We start from the raw sequence: 17,016 nt of genomic DNA on the forward strand, positions 1-17,016 counted from the left end.
GGGCAATGAGTCTTTTTGAGCGCGCAGACGCGCGCACCCACCCATGATCGGGTGAACAGCGCCCCGCGCTGTTCAGGCCATGCCGGGGGCATGGCCGGCCCGATCATCCCTCCCTTGCAGGGAGGGGCGTACTTGCGGTTCAAGCCGCGTCGCGCCGCACCGCGAGCTGGTCGTGCAGCTGGCGGATCGAGCCCATCAGCTGCGTGCGGTCGATGCGGGCGGCGGCGAGCTCGACCTGGGCCTCGCCCAGCTCGATCGCGCGCGCGGCGACGCGGGCGTCGAGCGCGAGGTTGGAGCGCTTGAGCTCCTCGACCCGGGCGGCGCGTGCCAGCGTGCGCTCGATGCGCGCGCCCAGCACCTCGAACGCGAACGGCCTGGCCAGCAAATCGTCCGCGCCCGCGCCGAACGCCGCCACCGCGGCGGCCGGGTCGGGCGTCTCGCTCAGCATGATCACCGGCAGGTCCTCCGTGTCGCGCGATCCGCGGATCTCGGCGAGCATGTGCAGCGCCGCGCTTTCGGGCGCGAGCGCGTCGATCAGCACGAGGTCGAAGCCGCGCGCCGAGACGAGCTCGAGCGCCTGGCAGGCCGAATCGGCGAGCACGACGAGATAGCCGAGATTGCCCAGCCGCTGGGCGATCTCGTTCAGGCTCGCGCGGCTGCTGCCGGCGGCGAGGACGGTCCGCATCGCCTTGCGGCGCGTGCCCGCTGCTGCCTGGACCGAAGCCTGTTCCATTCGCGCTCGAAATCCTCCGATTCAAAGGGGGAGGACCTTAGCCCCGAGCCTCTCTCGAAAGCGTTAAGCGCGGCGATCAGCGGCGCAGGAAGTCGAAGATCTGGCCGACCATGATCTCCATCTGCGGGCGGCTCCTCGCGATCGCGTCGCCCGGCTCGGCGACGTTGATCGCCAGCCCCATCGGGGTCGGCCAGCCGCGCAGCGAATGGGTGATGGTGCGCAGCGCCTGGAGCGTCGATACCGACGCCTGCCATCCGCCCGCAGTGGCGATCAGCCCCACCGGCAGGCCGTCGAGATAGACGCGTTCGTCGCCGCGGAGCTGCTCGACATAGTCGAGCGCGGTCTTGACCAGCCCGGAGAGCGTCCCGTGATAGCCGGGCGATCCGACGATCACCGCGTCGGCGGTGCGCAAGGCCTCGAGGTAGCGGCCGATCGCCGCATTGCCCTCGGCATTGCCCGGCTCGTAATGCGGGAAGGCGATGTCGTCGCCGGTGAGCAAGGTGGTGCGCGCGCCGCGTGCCTCGGCGATCTCGAGCGCCGCCGCGAGCAGCCGCCCGGTCGTCGATTGGTTCCGCAGGGTTCCGCCCAGGGCGACGATATGGGGTGCGCTCATGACGCTTCCGCTAGCCCAAAGGCGCGGGCCGCGCCAGCATCGCGGCCGAACGCTTCAGCGCGTCCCGCCGGATAGTTTGGCGGTGCCGCTCGTTCCGCGTGGATCGTAGAGGAGAGAGTGATGCTCGAGCATGTCCCCCATTGGCTGGGCAGTGCGCTCAAGGGGTTGCGTGCCGGCGTCGACAAGCTCGCGATCGCGCAGCCCGAATTGGGCGCGTTCGAGGCGCTGCATCTTGCCAGCCCCGCCTTCGCCGACGGCGCCCGGCTGCCCGAGCGCTTCACCGCCGACGGCACAGGCGTATCGCCGCCCTTGTTCTGGACGGGCGTTCCCGAGGGCACCGAGCGGCTCGCATTGATCGTCGAGGATCCCGACGCGCCCGCCCCGCAGCCGCTGGTCCACGCCGTCGTCTGGGGGCTGTCGCCCGAAGGCGCGTTGGCCGAGGGCGCGATCCGCGCTGACGGCGCCGGGGGCGGCGATGGCAGCGATGTTGGCCGCAATTCCTATCTCGGCGAAGGCTGGCTGCCGCCCGATCCGCCGACCGGGCACGGGCCGCATCACTATGCCTTCCAGCTCTTCGCGCTCGGCCCCGGCCCGGATCCCGGCGACACGCCCGGCCGCGGCGCGCTCCTCAAGGCGATGGCCGGCCGCGTCCTCGCCGCCGGCCTGCTCACCGGCACCTATTCGCGCGGCGAGGAGGCGCCGGGCGGGCCCGTGCGGAGTACAGCGGTGGCTTAGGGTGAGATCGATATTCTGCCCCTCCCTGCAAGGGAGGGGTAGGGGGTGGGTGCGCGCGTCTGCGCGCTCAAAAAGACTCATCGCCAAGCTGAAAGCGACGGACGAGGCATCGAGCCTCGCCCGTCACTACCCACCCCTGACCCCTCCCTTGCAGGGAGGGGAATTCAAATGCCTGTCGATCCTAACCGTTGACGATCGTCCCCCCGTTCGGGTGGAGCACCTGGCCCGACATGTAGCTCGCATCCTCGCAGGCGAGGAACAGGAAGCTGGGGGCGACTTCGTTGGGCTGGCCCGGGCGGCCCATCGGCGTGTTCTCGCCGAAATGGGCAAGCTTCTCGGGGCGCGCGCCGCCCATCGGGTTGAGCGGAGTCCAGATCGGCCCGGGCGCGACGGCGTTCACGCGGATGCCCTTCTCGACCAGGTTCTCGGACAGGCTGCGCGTGAAGGCGGTGATCGCGCCCTTGGTGCTCGAATAGTCGAGCAGCTCCTTCGAGCCTTGGTACATCGTCACCGAAGTGCAGTTCACGATCGCCGCGCCCTGCTTCAGGTGCGGCATCGCGGCCTGGGTGAGGAAGAACATCCCGAAGATGTTGGTCTGGAAGGTGCGCTTGAGCTGCTCTTCGGTGATGTCGGTGATGTGCTGGTCGGGATGCTGCTCGCCGGCATTGTTGACCAGCACGTCGATGCGGCCGAACTTGGCGACCACCTCGGCGATCGCGCGGTCGCAAAAGGCCTTGTCGCCCAGGTCGCCGGCGATTGTCAGCGCCTCGCGCCCCTCGGAGCGGACGATCTCGGCGGTCATCGCGGCGTCGTAATGCTCGCAGAGATAGAGGATCGGGACATGCGCGCCTTCGCGGGCATAGAGCGCCGCCACGGCGCGGCCGATGCCGCTGTCCGCGCCGGTGATCACCGCCACCTTGTCCTTCAAGCGGCCGGAGCCGGGGTAGCGGGGTTCCCAATCGGGCTTGGGCTCGAGGGCGCTTTCATGTCCGGGCAGCGCATCCTCGTGGATCATGTCGATCGTGTCGGTCTCGCGCATCGGCCTGGCTCCAAAGGGAGGGACTTGCCGAAGGAAACCGGTGCGGAATGCCGGAAGTTCCGTTTGTTTGTCGCCGCTTGGCCGCGGCGGGGCAGGGTTCAGGCGAAGAGCGACGAACCCTGCGTGGCGGTGGCGAGGATCATCGTCGCGGTGATACCGAACGAAGCGAGACCCAGCAGGACAGAGCGAACCATGGCGAAATACTCCTTGTTACCGGACCGGCTCAGGCGATCGGGACGACCGGGGTCGAGAAGACCACGAAAGCGACGGTGAACAGCACGGCGCCGACGGCGGCGAGGGCATGATGGAACGAGTCGAGACGAGCGGTCATTGATCTTACTCCCTGGTGGTATCGGCTGCCGGACCATCCGATTGCCGATGCCAGCTTTATTGCAGGGGGCGTGCCAACTTTGGTAAGTAGTTGAAAACTATGATAGCGCGTTCAACGCGCCGCGAAAGTTGGGAAAATTTTCGCGAGAGGTTGGCGTAAATTACCAATCAGAAGCGGACAGCGAGTGTCCGATATCGGTCACCCGACCAGGAGGCAGTTCCGGCCGGCGGTCTTGGCGGCGTAGAGCAGCCGGTCGGCGCGGTGGAACACGGTCGACAGGCCGTCGCCCGGCTCGGCCGCGGCGAGGCCGGCGGAGAAGGTGATCTCGCCGAGCGGCGCGTCGGTCTCGCGCAGCCGGTAGCGCTTGGTGGCGACCGTGGCGCGCGCGGCGTCGAGCGTGGTGCGCGCGGTCTGGATGCTCACGCCGGTGAACAGCACCGCGAACTCCTCGCCGCCATAGCGCGCGACGAGGTGGCCGGCGCAGGTCTGGCTCAGCGCCTCGGCGATCGCCTTGAGCACCCGGTCGCCGACGGCGTGGCCGAAGCGGTCGTTGACCGACTTGAAATGGTCCACGTCGCACACGGCGAGGCAGATCCGGGCGCCGGACGCCGCCTGCGCGGCATAGGCCTCCTCGAGCGCGCGGCGGTTGGGCAGGTCGGTCAGCGGATCGCGCCGGGCATTGTCGCGCGCTTCCTCGAGCTTCTCGCGCAGCTCGCTGGCCTCGCGGGTCGCGCTCTCGAGCCGCTCCTCGGCGCTGCGGACGCGTTCGATCATCGTCGCGGTGATGCGCGCAACCTCGCCGATCACGGTCGAGCCGCTCCCATCGCTCGAGCGCGAGATCGCCTCGGCGCTCGCGGCGAGATCGCGGCCGAAGCCCTGGGTCTCGGCGCGCATCGCGGTGACCATATCCTGGAAGCCCTCGACCTGCATCTGCGTCGCGGCGACCAGTCCGTCGGCCTTCTCCTTGGCGACCTTTGCGTTGGGTTGGACCTCGGTTCCGAGCTTCTCGATGTCACGCTGGGTGAGACGGACGCCGCCATCGGTCAGCGCATGGACCGCGCGCGCGAGCGGCCCTTCGGGATTGGCGAGCAGGTGATAGGCGAACGCATAGTTGCCGGGATCAGGGTCGAGCCGCTGATCGACAAGGAAATCGCCGATTCGGTCGTAAAGGCGGCGCGACGAATCGCTTTGACTTGCCGCCCGGACGGCCCTTGCGCCGACCATATGCCTTAAACCCCTGTGCATTCGGTTGCGTACGGTGCTTGCGGTCCCGCCCGCATATCTGTTCGATCAGGGGTTTAGAGGCGAACTGCTAACATCCGGTGAGCAAATGCTTTCCCAAGCGTGAAGAACCTAGCCGCGCTTCGCCGCCTTGTATTTCCGCACCGCGTCCAAGGTCAGCCGGATGTGATCGGAGGGGTTCATGTCGGTGTGCGCGAACAGGATCTTGCCGCTGGGAGCGATCACATAGCTGGTGCGGCTGGTGACCGTCGTCGGCGTGCCGTCGGGCTTCTTGAGCAGCACGTCATAGCCCTTGATCACCGCCGGGCTCGCCGCGGCCACCGCGAACTTGCCCGCGCAATGCTCGCTCGAAAAGGCGACGAGCTTGTCGACATTGCCCGCGGTCATCCCGATCACCGTCGCGCCGGCCGCGGTGAAATCGGGGAGCTTCGCGGCGAAGGCGGCCGCCTCGGCATTGCAGCCGCCGGTGAAGGCGGCGGGGAAGAAATAGAGCACGACGGGGCCCTTTTTGAGCGCCGCCTTGAGGCTGACGCTCAGCGGCTTGCCCGCCATCGCGCCCGCCGCGCTGAAATCGGGCGCCGTCGCCCCGGGAGCGAGCGCCGCCTCGACCGGCAGCGACAGCGGCAGGAGCAGGGCGGCGAGGAGAAGCTTGGTCCGCATGGCGTCACTCCTTGGGTTATCGGGTCAGTTTGAGTCTATCGGGTCAGGGCGATTCCGATTCGCGCGTGCGTATCGTTCACGCGATAGTCGTCGAGCGCTTCACCATAGCCGGTAAAGGCCTGGCCGAAGAGATAGAAACCGACGCCCCCGCCGAGCGCCGCGAGCGGATAGGAGGCGAACAATTCGGCGCCGCCGCGCCTGGTGTCGAAATTGCCGCGGCCGGTGAGCGCGATCTTGAGCCCGTCCTTCTGCTGGATCGTGGCGGTGAGCGCGGTGTAGCCGAGATAGTCCTTCACGTCGGGTGCGGTGCCGAAGCGGCCGACATAGAACCAGGCCTGGGGCGCGACGTCGAGCCGCCAGTCGCCGCCCAGGTCGAAGCTCTTCTCGACTCGGCCGAAGATGCGATTGACGTCGATCGAGTCGACCATGCCGCGGCCGTTCGAATCGTGCCGCCAGCCGAGCGCGACCCTGGTGGTCTCGTCGAACGGGATGTCCGCATAGACTTCGGGGCTGTAATTGGTCGAGCGGAACGGGCCCGAGGGTTCGCGCAGCGCCCAGAACATCGTCTGGGTATAAGCGAAGCGGAGGTTGCCGAGCTTGAGCGGCGCATCCTCGGCGAAGGGACGGAAGGCGAAGCTCACCTGGAGCTTGCCGCCCGAATCGCCGGTGCCGAACACGCCATAGACCGGCTCGTGCGGCTCGAAGCGATCGAGGAAGGCCGAGGACGTGCCCGTAGAGCTCTGGACCACGGTCTCCTCGGCGGCGATCTTCGCGGGCGGATGCTGGTCGGAGGGCGGAATGGCGACGTTGGCGACGCTCACGGGCACGTAGCGCGCCTTGGCGAAGCCGCCGGGGGCGATGGTCGGCGTCGGGCCAGGGACGCGCTCGAGCACGAGGCGGGTGCCGTCGACCGCGGTCACTTCGATCTGGCGCGGCCCCGCATCGGCGATCGGCGCGGCGGTCTCGTTGACGAGGAACACCTCGACGCCGCGCAGCGCCTCCACTTCGGAGGCTGGCTGGGCCGGCACCGCGCGCAGCTGCGCGGCGGCGGGCGTGGCGGCGCAAAGGCCCAGGGCAAACAGGATCAGACGCATTGCCGAAACGACTGGCAGCGCTTTGTGACCTTGGCGAGTCAAAAACGGACGCGTAGGGCGGCGGGCATGGCCGTTTCCGAGACCGATATCGCGCTTGCCCAGCGCCTTGCCGACGCCGCCGGCGCCGCGATCCGCCCGCGCTTCCGCGGCTCCTTCGGGCTCGAGGCCAAGGAGGACCTGTCTCCGGTGACGCTCGCCGACCGCGAGGCGGAGGAGGCGATGCGCCGGTTGATCGTGGCCGAGCGGCCGATGGACGGCATCATCGGCGAGGAATTCGGCGTGCGCGAAGGCAGCAGCGGGCGCCAATGGGTGCTCGATCCGATCGACGGCACGCGCGCCTTCATCGCCGGCCGACCGATCTTCGGCACGCTGATCGCGTTGATCGAGGACGGCTGGCCCCTGCTCGGTATCATCGACCAGCCGATCATCGGCGAGCGCTGGGTGGGCGTCGCCGGTCGCCAGACCCTGTTCAACGGCAAGCCCGCCCAGGCGCGCGCCTGCCGCGAGCTCAAGGGCGCGATCCTCGGCACGACCTCACCCGCTCTGTTCGACGATCACCAGCTCCACGCCTTCGAACATCTCGACGCGGCGGTGACGAGCACGGTGCTCGGCGGCGACTGCTACAATTACGGCTGCGTCGCGAGCGGCTGGCTCGACGTGGTCGTAGAGGCGGGACTGAAGCTCCACGATTTCGCCGCTTTGGTACCGGTGGTCGAGGGTGCGGGCGGGCGGATGTGCGACTGGCAGGGCGACCCGCTCCACGCCGGCAGCAACGGCGAGGTCGTCGCCGCGGGCGACCCGGCGCGGATCGAGGAGATCCTCGAGGCTTTGGCCTGCCGGGGGCATTGAGGCGGCCACTGCTGGGGTCAGAAATTAGCCGTCACCCCGGCCTTGGGCCGGGGTCCACGGTGCCGTCATACGAAATCCTCTCGCCGCTTGTCCAACGCCAGCCTCCCGGTGGACCCCGGAACAAGTCCGGGGTGACGGGGTAGGCAAGGTCGATCGGTGCTATTCCTTCACCGGCCCGCCGATCGTCCAGGTGTGGCCGAACGGATCGACCACCTCGCCATAGCGATCGCCCCAGAACTGGTTGTCGAGCGGCATGCGCACCGTCGCGCCCGCGGCGAGCGCGCGTTCCCACCATTGATCGGCGTCGTCGACGCGTAGGTGCAGCCCGACGCCTGCGGGGACCGAGACGCCGCCGGTATATTCGGGGAAGTCGTCGTTGAGCATCAGCGAGCCGCCGTTGATGAGGAGATGGCTGTGCATGATCCGCTTGCCGTCGTCGGTGAGATGGCGGCCGGTTTCCTCGGCGCCGAAGGCGGCCTTGTAGAAATCCACCGCCGCGCTGCCCTTGCCTTCGCGGATGGTGAGGTGCGGGGTGACGCCGGGCATCGCAATCCGGTCTTCGGCCATGCTCGTTCTCCTTCGAGTCGGGTGGAGGGAATGTAGTCCGAACAGGGATGGTGCAGAAATCCTCCCCGGAACGGGGAGGGGGACCATCGCGTCAGCGATGGTGGAGGGGAGCCCGCTCTCCACCAGCGATATCGTGTGAGGAGGCCGGGGCCCCTCCACCACGCAACTGCGTTGCGCGGTCCCCCTCCCCGTTCCGGGGAGGAATTTTTGCTCAGAAAATCCCCAGGAACTTCTTGCGCTGCTTCCGGCGCTCCTCGTTCGAGCGCGTGCCGTCCTCGGACTTGGCGGTGGTGCCCTTGCCGACATCGTCGCGGGGCTTGCCCTTGTCGGTGCGCTGGGCCTGGGCCGCGGCGCCGGCGAGCACGGGGCCGCAATCGGCGGCCTTGGCGTCGCCGATGTCGACGAACGCGATCACGCTCGCGAACGGGCTGGCGAGCACGCCGAGCCCGAGCCCCGCCCCGGCGCGCGCGAGCAATTCGGGGCTGATCACTTGGATGCTCGGCCGCGCGAAATAGCCGCCGATGCCCACCGGCGACTGGCCCGCGAACAGGCTGAACTTCTTGCCGTCGGCGCGGAAGGCGAGGTCGATCGCCTCGTTCCTGAAGCTGAACCCGCCGCGGCCGAGCATGACGTTCTTCTGGGTGTCGATCAGGATCGGGTCGGCGGCGGCGATGCCGTTCCGCACGCTGAAGCCGATCAGCCCGCAATTGATCTGGACCGGCTCCTTCAGTTTCTTCTCGAACATCTTCTGGATGAACACGCCGATATCGAGCTCGGAGAGCTGGACGTTGCGCGTCCAGAAGCTGCCCTTGGGCAGGATCACCGCGATGCGGCCGTTCGAACTGGCCAGCGAATCGCGCACGCTGTTGCCCGATCCGGTCATCTGCACGCGCGCCTTCAGGGTGCCGCTCGTCCCCGATTCCTCGACGCCGAAGCCGGCGAGCAGCACGCCCATCGGAGTGGGTGAGAGGCGGATGTCGTAGTCGGTGAAGACCGGATCGCGGCGCGCGTCGATCGTGATGTCCGAAGAGACCGTGCCGCGCGCCATGCTGAAGTTCAAAGGGCTCAGCTTGAGCAGGCGGTCGTCGAGATCGAGGCCGAGCGTGATGTTCGACACCGGCAGGCTCTCGGCGCGGACGGTGCGCACCGTCCAATGCACCTTGGCGTCGAAGTTCCTGAGCGCCTCGACCCGCAATGGCGCGTCGGGGAGGATGCGTGGGGTGCCCGTCGCCCGGGTCACCACCGCGCCCACGGCCGATGCCTGGGGGCTGTAGCCGACGAACGGCCCGGCATCGACGATGTCGAGCACGTGCGTCGCGAGATCGGCGGTGAGCAGCAGCCGCGGCTCGTGCATCGCCAGGGTGAAGCGGCCCGCGAGATCGCTGGCGCCGAAGCGGCCGCGCAGCCCGGTGAAGCGCCATTCGTCGCCTTTTTTGGTGAGCGCCGAGCGGAGGCGATAATTGCGCGTGTCGGGGACGGCGATGCCCGCGACCGAGAAGACGTCCGCCAGGTTCTGGCCGCGCGCGTCCATATGGAGGTCGGCGCCTTCGATCTCGGTCGCGCCGGGGAGCGTGCCCGAGACGTCGACCGCGGTACGGACGCCCTCGACATGGAGCTGGAGTCGGTTCCGGCCACCCGACACGGTGGCGTTGGGGGTGAGCAAGGCGCCCGCCATGGTGAAGCGCGTGCCCCGCGCCGTGCCGTTGCCGTCGAAGCGGATCGTGCTGGCGAACTGGGTGTCCTTCGCCTCCACGGTGTGGATGCGGATGCCCGCGGCGATCTGCATCCGCGGGTCGACATAGCGGATCAGCGTGCCCTGGACGAGCGCGCGGCGGATGATCGGCAGGTCGAGCGGCTCGCCTTTCTCCTCGCTGAAGGTCCAGGTGTTGCGCCGGCCCTGCGCGTCCCATTGCAGGTCGACATGGCCGTCCTCGAGCCCGAGCCAGTTGATCCGGCGGTTGCCGGTGATCAGGCTCCAGGTGGAGATGCGCGAATCGATCCGCTTCGCCGAGAAGAAGTTGCCGCGTCCGGCCCATGCGGGGTTGGAGATGGTCAACCCCTCGGCGACGAACCGGAGGTTGAACGGCGCGAAATAGAGCTGGAAGTCGCCTGCGACCTTCACGTCGCGGTGTGTCTGCGCGGCGACGACCTTCTCGAAGCTGGGCTTGAGGAAGCGGCCCTTGGTGACGAACAGCATTGTCCAGGCGAGGACGAGCAGCCCCAGGAGGGTGGCGACGACCGCGATGGCGCTGGCGAGCGGCGTGCCGAGCGCGCGTGCGGGGCGGTCGGGCGAATCGCTCGGCGGGGGAGCCGTCTCACGGGCGGCGATGGGCGCGTCCCGATCAGCCATCCCTAGGAAAAAGCCTGTAGGCTCCGAGGGTTCCGCCTCCATCATTACCCCGGCAAGGGGTCGGAGCGAGGGCGGCGGCGGGACTCCGGTTGCATTGCGGCCCGTCTGCGGCTATGCGCCCCGCTTTCCTCGAACGTCAGGAACACGCCCGGCCATCAAGGGCTGCCGCGGCTGCTCGCACGTTCGAGTTTGTAAGGAGACCAAAATGCCCAAGCTCAAGACGAAGAGCGGCGTCAAAAAGCGCTTCAAGTTCACCGCCACCGGCAAGGTGAAGCATGGAGTCGCCGGCAAGCGCCACCGCCTGATTTCGCACAACGCGAAGTATATCCGCCAGAATCGCGGCACCTCCGTGCTCGCCGATGCCGATACGGCTCACGTGCGCCAGTGGGCGCCGTACGGCCTGAAGTAAGGAGGGCCTGACACATGGCACGAGTTAAGCGTGGCACGACCACCAAGGCGAAGCACAAGCGCATTCTGGATCAGGCGAAGGGCTATTACGGCCGTCGCAAGAACACGATCCGCATCGCGCGCCAGGCCGTCGAGAAGGCCGGCCAATACGCCTATCGCGACCGCAAGGTTAAGAAGCGCACGTTCCGCGGCCTGTGGATCCAGCGCATCAACGCCGGCGTCCGCGCCGAGGGCCTGACCTATTCGCAGTTCATGCACGGGCTCAAGCTCGCGGGCATTGAGCTCGACCGGAAGGTTCTGGCCGACATCGCGATGCACGAAGGCGAGGCGTTCAGCGCCATCGTCGCGCAGGCGAAGGCGGCACTGCCCCAGGCCGCCTGAGCCAGGGACACACGCAGGAATATGGGGCGTCGGTGGTATCCACCGGCGCCCTTTTTCTTTTGGAATGCCGTCATCCCGGCGAAAGCCGGGATCTCGTGCCACAAGCCGACCGCTCGCCGCCTGAGGTCCCGGCTTTCGCCGGGATGACGAAAGCGGGTCGGCATGAAGAAAAGGGCAAGCGAAATGGCGATGCAGACCTGGTGGATCTACGTCACGGCGGTGTTCCTGATCGCGGGGACGCCGGGGCCGAACATGCTCCATGTGATGGTGCAGAGCATCCACCATGGGCCGCGCCGCGCGCTCTTCTCGATGGCGGGGCTGATGAGCGCCGTCCTGCTCTGCCTGCTCGCTTCCGCGGCGGGGCTCGGCGCGCTGCTCAAGGCGTCGCCCGCGCTCTATGAGGTGCTGCGCTACGCCGGCGTCGCCTATCTGGTGTGGCTGGGGATCAAGGCGTGGCGCGCCCCGGTCGGCGGTGCCGCGCGCGATCCGCACACGCGGCGCTCGGCCCGCGCGCTCTACGCCACGGGGCTCGCCACCGGCCTTTCCAATCCCAAGCTGATCATCTTCGCCGCGGCGCTCTTCCCGCAGTTCATCGACATGGAGCGGCCCTTCTGGCTCCAACTCGCGGTGCTGGTGGCGAGCTTCGTGGCGATCGAGGCGCTCTGGTACGGCGTCTATGCGCTGGGCGGGCGTTCGCTCGCCGGCTGGCTGGCACCGGCCAATCGCCAGAAGCTGTTCAACCGCGCCACCGGCGTGATGTTCATCGGCTTCGGCGGCGCCCTGCTCGGCAGCCGGGCGTAGCTGCTGGGACAGGTCCGAAAACACGCCCCTCCCTGCTTGCAGGGAGGGGATGGGGGTGGGTGCGCGCGTCTGCGCGCCTAAGAAAGACTCATTGCCCAGCGTCGAAGCGACGGACGAGGCACCGAGCCTCGCCCGTCGCTACCCACCCCCAACCCCTCCCTGAAGGGAGGGGAATAGAGTAGCGATTCGCCCTAACCGTCGAGATACGCCCGGTAGAACACCGTTCGGAACTGGCGCGTCCACGGTACGAAGACCTTCGGCTTCCCCTTGAGCGTGCTCTTCACCAGCTGCTTCGCCGCCCAGAGCGGGTGATCGGTGCGGCGGCTCCAATGCTCGACGCGCCCGAAGCCCAGCCGGCCGAGCGTCTGCTTCATCTGCTCGATGCCCGAGAAAACGAGATGGTCGGGCAGCAAAAGCTCGCCCGGATAATCGGCGCGCGAGGGCAGGTCGCCGCCGTTTCCGGTCTCGATGAACAGCGAGCCGCCTGGCTTGAGCCGGGCGCGGATCAGTCCGCCGAAATGCTGGAAGTCGGGGATGTGCGAGAAGACGTTGATGATCGAGATCACGTCGTAGCTGCCGGTCACTTCCTCCAGCGTCTGCGCGGTGATCGGCACGCCGCGCTGCTGGGCGCGCGCGACCTTCACTTCCATCGGATCGATGCCCAGGGCCTGCACGTCGGGCAACGCGCGCTGCACCGCCTCGACGAACTCGCCATTGCCCGCGCCGACGTCGAGCCAGCTGAGGCCCTTCTCGCCTTCGAAGAAGCGGCGGACGATGCCGGCGTAGAAGGGCACCTTCCAGCCCTGGCGGTGCAGCCTCTGGTCGAGGGTGCCGTCCTCGGTCGGGTGGACGCCGTCGCGCGCGGCGGCGGAGATGTCCTCGGCGCGCGGGCGCTCGCGGATATAGACGGTGCCGCAGCCGGCGCATTTGACGGCGTTGTAGCCGTTCTCGGATGCCCAATGCCGATGCCCGTCGCCTTCGCAGCAGGGGCAGTCGACGGTCTCGAGTCTTGCCTGCATCAACATCGGTCGCCTCCACGCTACCCAGTCGGCGACGCGGGTGGTCTCATGAGTCGGGAATGGCGGGAAGCGGGCTGCGTCGTCCCGCCCCGCCCCCGCGATGGGCCGCGCGGGCGGGCGAATCTTGCGCGGGAGGGTTGACCTCGTGCGCACTCTGGGGTTCGGGCCTTTTCCATGACCACCGATCTCGAACAATTGCGCAGCGACTTGCTCGCGTCGATCCAGGCCGCGGCGGGGCTCGACGCCGTCGAGGCGCTGCGCGTCCATGCGCTCGGCAAGCAGGGCGCGATCACCGGGCTGCTCAAGACCTTGGGCGGGATGAGCCCCGAGGAGCGCCAGGAGCAGGGCCCGCGCATCCACGGCCTGCGCGAGGCGGTGACCGCGGCGCTAGCGGAGCGCAAGGCGGGCCTCGAGCGGCTGGCGCTCGACGCGCGGCTGGCGCGCGAGACGCTCGACATGACGCTGCCGGTCGACGCGGTGCCGGCGGGCTCGGTGCATCCGGTCAGCCAGGTGATGGACGAATTGGCGGAGATCTTCGCCGATCTCGGCTTCGCAGTCGCCACCGGTCCCGAGATCGAGGACGACTGGCACAATTTCACCGCGCTCAACATTCCCGAGAGCCATCCGGCGCGGGCGATGCACGATACCTTCTATTTCCCGCCCGAGGCAGATGGCAGCCAGAAGCATCTGCTGCGCACGCACACCTCGCCGGTGCAGATCCGCACCATGGTGAAGGACAAGCCGCCGATCCGGATCATCGCGCCGGGCCGCGTCTATCGCTCGGATTCGGACGCGACGCACACGCCGATGTTCCACCAGATCGAAGGTCTGGTGATCGACAAGGGGATCACGCTCGGCCACCTCAAATGGACGCTCGAGACCTTCCTCAAGGCGTTCTTCGAGCGCGACGACATCGTGCTCCGCCTGCGCCCGAGCTACTTCCCCTTCACCGAGCCTTCGGCGGAAGTCGATGTCGGCTACTCGGTGGTGGGCGGCAAGCGCGTGATCGGCGGCTCGGAGGGCTGGATGGAGGTCCTCGGCTCGGGGATGGTGCATCCCAAGGTGATCGCCGCCTGCGGGCTGGATCCGAACGAATGGCAGGGCTTCGCCTTCGGCACCGGCGTCGACCGCCTCGCGATGCTCAAATACGGGATGGACGATTTGCGCGCCTTCTTCGACGGCGACCTGCGCTGGCTCAGACACTACGGCTTCTCGGCGCTCGACGTGCCCACGCTGAGCGGGGGAGTCGGCGCATGAAGTTCACGCTGAACTGGCTCAAGGAGCATCTCGAGACCGAGGCTTCGCTCGACGAAGTGGTCGAGGCGCTGACGCGCGTCGGGCTCGAGGTCGAGGGCGTCGAGAATCCGGGCGAGAAGCTCGCGGCGTTCCGCGTCGCCAGGGTGCTCACCGCCGAGCGCCATCCACAGGCCGACAAATTGCAGGTGCTGACCGTCGATACCGGCGAAGGTGCGCCTTTGCAGGTCGTGTGCGGCGCCCCCAATGCGCGCGCGGGGCTGGTCGGCGTGCTCGGGCTCCCGGGCGCGGTGGTTCCGGCCAACGGCATGCAGCTCAAGATCGCCGCGGTGCGCGGAGTCGAATCGAACGGCATGATGTGCTCGACGCGCGAGCTCGAGCTGGGCGACGACCATGAGGGGATCATCGAGCTCCCCGCCGACGCGCCGATCGGCACTTCCTATCCCGATTATGCCGGATTGAACGACGCGGTGATCGACGTCTCGATCACTCCCAACCGCCAGGACTGCATGGGCGTGCGCGGCATCGCGCGCGATCTCGCCGCGGCGGGGCTGGGGACGCTCAAGCCGCTCGCTGTCGATCCGGTGCCGGCCAGCGGTGCCGGGCCCGAGGTGCGGATCGAGGCGCCCGACGGCTGCCCGGCTTATTTCGGCCAGACCGTCAGCGGCGTGACCAATGGCGCCTCGCCCGGCTGGATGCAGCGCCGCCTCAAGGCGATCGGCCAGCGTCCGATCTCGGCTTTGGTCGACATCACCAACTATGTGATGATCGATCTCGGCCGCCCGCTGCACGTCTACGACAAGGCCAAGCTCTCGGGCGCGCTCGTCGTGCGCAAGGCCAGGGCCGGCGAGCAGGTGCTCGCGCTCAATGAGAAGACCTACACCCTCGACGAGACCGTCACCGTGATCGCCGACGAAAACGGCGTGCACGATATCGGCGGGATCATGGGCGGCGAGGATACCGGCGTGTCCGCGACCACCACCGACGTGGTGATCGAATGCGCCTTCTTCGATCCCGACCATATCGCGCGGACCGGACAGAAGCTCGCGCTCACCAGCGATGCGCGCTCGCGCTTCGAGCGCGGGGTGGATCCGGCCTTCCTCGAGGACGGCATCGCGATCGCGGCGCGCTATGTGGTCGACCTGTGCGGCGGCAGCGCGAGCGAGGTGACCCGCGCGGGCAATTTGCCGCATGTCGGCATCGTCACCGGTTACGATCCGGTGCTGGCCGAGACGCTGGGCGGGCTGGCCATTCCCGTGGAGCGGCAGAAGGCGATTCTCGAGAGCCTCGGCTTCCGTGTCGAGCCGCTCGACGCGAACGGCGATCCGACCGATCTTTCCGCCTTCGATGCGCTGCGGGTCACCGCGCCGAGCTGGCGCCGCGATGTGGACGGCCCCGCCGACCTGGTCGAGGAAGTCATCCGCATCGAGGGTATCGACAAGGTCCCCCCGACTCCGCTCGACCGCGTGCCCGGCGTGGCGCGCCCGACCGCGACGCCCGAGCAGAAGCTCGAGCGCAAGCTGCGGCGCACCGCGGCGGCGCGCGGGCTCAGCGAGGCGGTGACGTGGAGCTTCATCTCCGAGGCCGAGGCGGCGCCCTTCGGTGGCGGGGCGTGGAGCCTCGCCAACCCGATCAGCGAGGACATGAAGGTCATGCGGCCTTCGCTGCTCCCCGGCCTGCTTGCCGCGGCGGAGCGCAACCTCAAGCGCGGCGCGAGCGGCGTGCGGCTGTTCGAGATCGGCCGGCGCTATCTCGCCGACAAGGAGCGGCTGACGCTCGGCGTGGTGCTCGCGGGCGATCGCTCGGCGCGCGGCTGGCAGGGCGGCAAGGCGCAGCTTTTCGGCGCGTTCGACGCCAAGGCCGAGGCGCTGGCCCTGCTCGAGGCCGCGGGCGCGCCGGTCGCGAACCTGCAGGTGATGGGCGAGGCGGGCGAGGTCTACCATCCCGGCCAGTCGGCGACGCTGCGGCTCGGCCCCAAGACCGTGCTCGCTTCGTTCGGCATGGTCCATCCGAGCGTGCTCAAGGCGTTCGACCTCGATGGCGACGTCGCCGCGGTGGAGATCTATCTCGACGCATTGCCCACGAAGCGCGGCAGCGGCTTCATGCGCCCGGCCTATACGCCCCCGGCATTGCAGGCAGTGACGCGCGACTTCGCCTTCCTGGTGCCGGCCGATCTGGCCGCGGGCGATCTCGTCCGCACGGTGAAGGGCGCGGACAAGGCGGTGATCGTCGACGCGCGCCTCTTCGACATCTTCACCGGCACCGGCGTGCCCGAGGGGCAGAAGAGCCTCGCGGTCGAGATCACGCTCCAGCCGGGCGAGAAGAGCTTCACCGATGCCGAGCTGAAGGCGGTGGCCGACAAGGTCGTCGCCGCGGCGGCGAAACTCGGCGCGACGCTGCGGGGATAGGCGGATGATCGACCGGTTTCTCGAAGGGTTCAACGCCCTGCATGAGTATCCGGGCGACATTCCCACGCCGATCCTGCTCGCCGGTGATTTCGATCCGCACGAGCGGCATGATCGCTGGGGACTGCACATCGATGCCGAACTCCGGATGGTGGGGCTCGGCAGCGCTGGCGGCGGCTGGCAAATCTCGACGGGGGACGAGGACGGTGACGACTGGGAGGTCGCCTATTCGATCATCGACGCCGATGTGACCGACCTTGAACTCGGTTGCGCGCTCATCCGGCTGCAGCTGGCCGAGCTGGGCTGCCCGCCGGGGACGCTACTCCAGCACGGTGACTTCGAGGATCGCTGGGACGGCGAGCGCTGGCATCTTGGGGAAGCGCGGTCGATCTATGAGGACGATCTGTAACGAAATACCACGTCACCCCGGCCCCTTCGGCTGCCTGTAAAGCAGGCGCTCAGGACAGGCTTGTGCCGAGGTCCAGCGGGAGGCAAGGGCAGCGTTAGAGGCTCCGGCGTCCCGCGGGAGGCTGAG

General features: G+C 68.3%; 17 protein-coding genes. 8 read left to right on the forward strand and 9 right to left on the reverse strand.

The window, feature by feature from the left end; translation table 11 throughout:
• Positions 1-139 precede the first annotated feature (139 nt).
• Together MT490_RS18840 and MT490_RS18845 are read right to left on the reverse strand one after the other, a co-directional pair.
• On the reverse strand, positions 140-733 hold the full coding sequence (locus MT490_RS18840; RefSeq protein WP_297391123.1) for a response regulator: 594 nt from the start codon (positions 731-733) through the stop codon (positions 140-142).
• A gap of 76 nt (positions 734-809) precedes the next feature.
• The gene (locus MT490_RS18845) at positions 810-1,346 is read right to left on the reverse strand and encodes an NAD(P)H-dependent oxidoreductase (protein WP_297391125.1); all 537 of its coding nucleotides are present in this window, start codon (positions 1,344-1,346) and stop codon (positions 810-812) included.
• A 120-nt stretch (positions 1,347-1,466) separates the two neighbouring features.
• Here MT490_RS18845 and MT490_RS18850 point away from each other — a divergent pair, with 120 nt between their 5' ends.
• On the forward strand, positions 1,467-2,081 hold the full coding sequence (locus MT490_RS18850) for a YbhB/YbcL family Raf kinase inhibitor-like protein (RefSeq protein WP_297391127.1): 615 nt from the start codon (positions 1,467-1,469) through the stop codon (positions 2,079-2,081).
• Between the two features lie 181 nt (positions 2,082-2,262).
• On the opposite strand, the gene MT490_RS18855 is transcribed toward MT490_RS18850, so the two are convergent.
• From MT490_RS18855 to MT490_RS18870, 4 genes are all read right to left on the reverse strand, one after another.
• A complete protein-coding gene (locus tag MT490_RS18855) occupies positions 2,263-3,120 on the reverse strand; it encodes an SDR family oxidoreductase (RefSeq protein ID WP_297391129.1) in 858 nt (285 codons plus the stop codon).
• Between the two features lie 529 nt (positions 3,121-3,649).
• Positions 3,650-4,675: a sensor domain-containing diguanylate cyclase gene (locus MT490_RS18860; RefSeq protein ID WP_297391131.1), complete on the reverse strand. Its 1,026-nt coding sequence runs from the start codon at positions 4,673-4,675 to the stop codon at positions 3,650-3,652.
• A gap of 129 nt (positions 4,676-4,804) precedes the next feature.
• The gene (locus tag MT490_RS18865; protein WP_297391133.1) at positions 4,805-5,353 is read right to left on the reverse strand and encodes a redoxin domain-containing protein; all 549 of its coding nucleotides are present in this window, start codon (positions 5,351-5,353) and stop codon (positions 4,805-4,807) included.
• Positions 5,354-5,388: 35 nt separating this feature from the next.
• Entirely contained in the window at positions 5,389-6,447 is a 1,059-nt protein-coding gene (locus MT490_RS18870; protein WP_297391135.1) for a phospholipase A, read from the reverse strand.
• A 66-nt stretch (positions 6,448-6,513) separates the two neighbouring features.
• Between MT490_RS18870 and hisN the strand changes: the two genes are divergently transcribed.
• Complete coding sequence (gene hisN / locus MT490_RS18875; RefSeq protein WP_297391137.1) at positions 6,514-7,296, forward strand: histidinol-phosphatase; 783 nt, start codon at positions 6,514-6,516, stop codon at positions 7,294-7,296.
• A gap of 159 nt (positions 7,297-7,455) precedes the next feature.
• On the opposite strand, the gene MT490_RS18880 is transcribed toward hisN, so the two are convergent.
• Both MT490_RS18880 and MT490_RS18885 read right to left on the reverse strand, forming a co-directional pair.
• A complete protein-coding gene (locus tag MT490_RS18880; protein WP_297391139.1) occupies positions 7,456-7,863 on the reverse strand; it encodes a VOC family protein in 408 nt (135 codons plus the stop codon).
• 211 nt (positions 7,864-8,074) lie between these two features.
• On the reverse strand, positions 8,075-10,213 hold the full coding sequence (locus tag MT490_RS18885) for an AsmA family protein (RefSeq protein ID WP_297391141.1): 2,139 nt from the start codon (positions 10,211-10,213) through the stop codon (positions 8,075-8,077).
• A gap of 205 nt (positions 10,214-10,418) precedes the next feature.
• Here MT490_RS18885 and rpmI point away from each other — a divergent pair, with 205 nt between their 5' ends.
• From rpmI to MT490_RS18900, 3 genes are all read left to right on the forward strand, one after another.
• The gene (gene rpmI / locus MT490_RS18890; RefSeq protein ID WP_297391143.1) at positions 10,419-10,622 is read left to right on the forward strand and encodes a 50S ribosomal protein L35; all 204 of its coding nucleotides are present in this window, start codon (positions 10,419-10,421) and stop codon (positions 10,620-10,622) included.
• A 14-nt stretch (positions 10,623-10,636) separates the two neighbouring features.
• Positions 10,637-11,002 (forward strand): 50S ribosomal protein L20, encoded by a 366-nt coding sequence (gene rplT / locus MT490_RS18895; RefSeq protein ID WP_297391145.1) that lies wholly within the window; start codon positions 10,637-10,639, stop codon positions 11,000-11,002.
• A gap of 183 nt (positions 11,003-11,185) precedes the next feature.
• Positions 11,186-11,803: a LysE family translocator gene (locus MT490_RS18900; RefSeq protein WP_297391252.1), complete on the forward strand. Its 618-nt coding sequence runs from the start codon at positions 11,186-11,188 to the stop codon at positions 11,801-11,803.
• 191 nt (positions 11,804-11,994) lie between these two features.
• Here the strand turns inward: MT490_RS18900 and MT490_RS18905 are convergent, their stop codons facing one another.
• Entirely contained in the window at positions 11,995-12,822 is an 828-nt protein-coding gene (locus MT490_RS18905; RefSeq protein ID WP_297391147.1) for a class I SAM-dependent methyltransferase, read from the reverse strand.
• A 174-nt stretch (positions 12,823-12,996) separates the two neighbouring features.
• Between MT490_RS18905 and pheS the strand changes: the two genes are divergently transcribed.
• The 3 genes from pheS to MT490_RS18920 are packed head-to-tail and all read left to right on the forward strand — an operon-like array spanning position 12,997 to position 16,890.
• Positions 12,997-14,079 carry a phenylalanine--tRNA ligase subunit alpha gene (gene pheS / locus MT490_RS18910; protein WP_297391148.1) on the forward strand — a complete coding sequence of 361 codons (1,083 nt, stop codon included), beginning with the start codon at positions 12,997-12,999 and terminating at the stop codon, positions 14,077-14,079.
• Complete coding sequence (pheT, locus tag MT490_RS18915; protein WP_297391150.1) at positions 14,076-16,484, forward strand: phenylalanine--tRNA ligase subunit beta; 2,409 nt, start codon at positions 14,076-14,078, stop codon at positions 16,482-16,484. Before pheS ends, pheT begins: the two co-directional genes overlap by 4 nt.
• Positions 16,485-16,488: 4 nt before the next feature.
• Positions 16,489-16,890 (forward strand): hypothetical protein, encoded by a 402-nt coding sequence (locus MT490_RS18920; RefSeq protein WP_297391152.1) that lies wholly within the window; start codon positions 16,489-16,491, stop codon positions 16,888-16,890.
• The last annotated feature ends 126 nt before the right edge of the window (positions 16,891-17,016 follow it).

Origin of the sequence: Sphingomonas sp. (assembly GCF_026460985.1) — a bacterium.
GTDB lineage: Bacteria > Pseudomonadota > Alphaproteobacteria > Sphingomonadales > Sphingomonadaceae > Sphingomonas.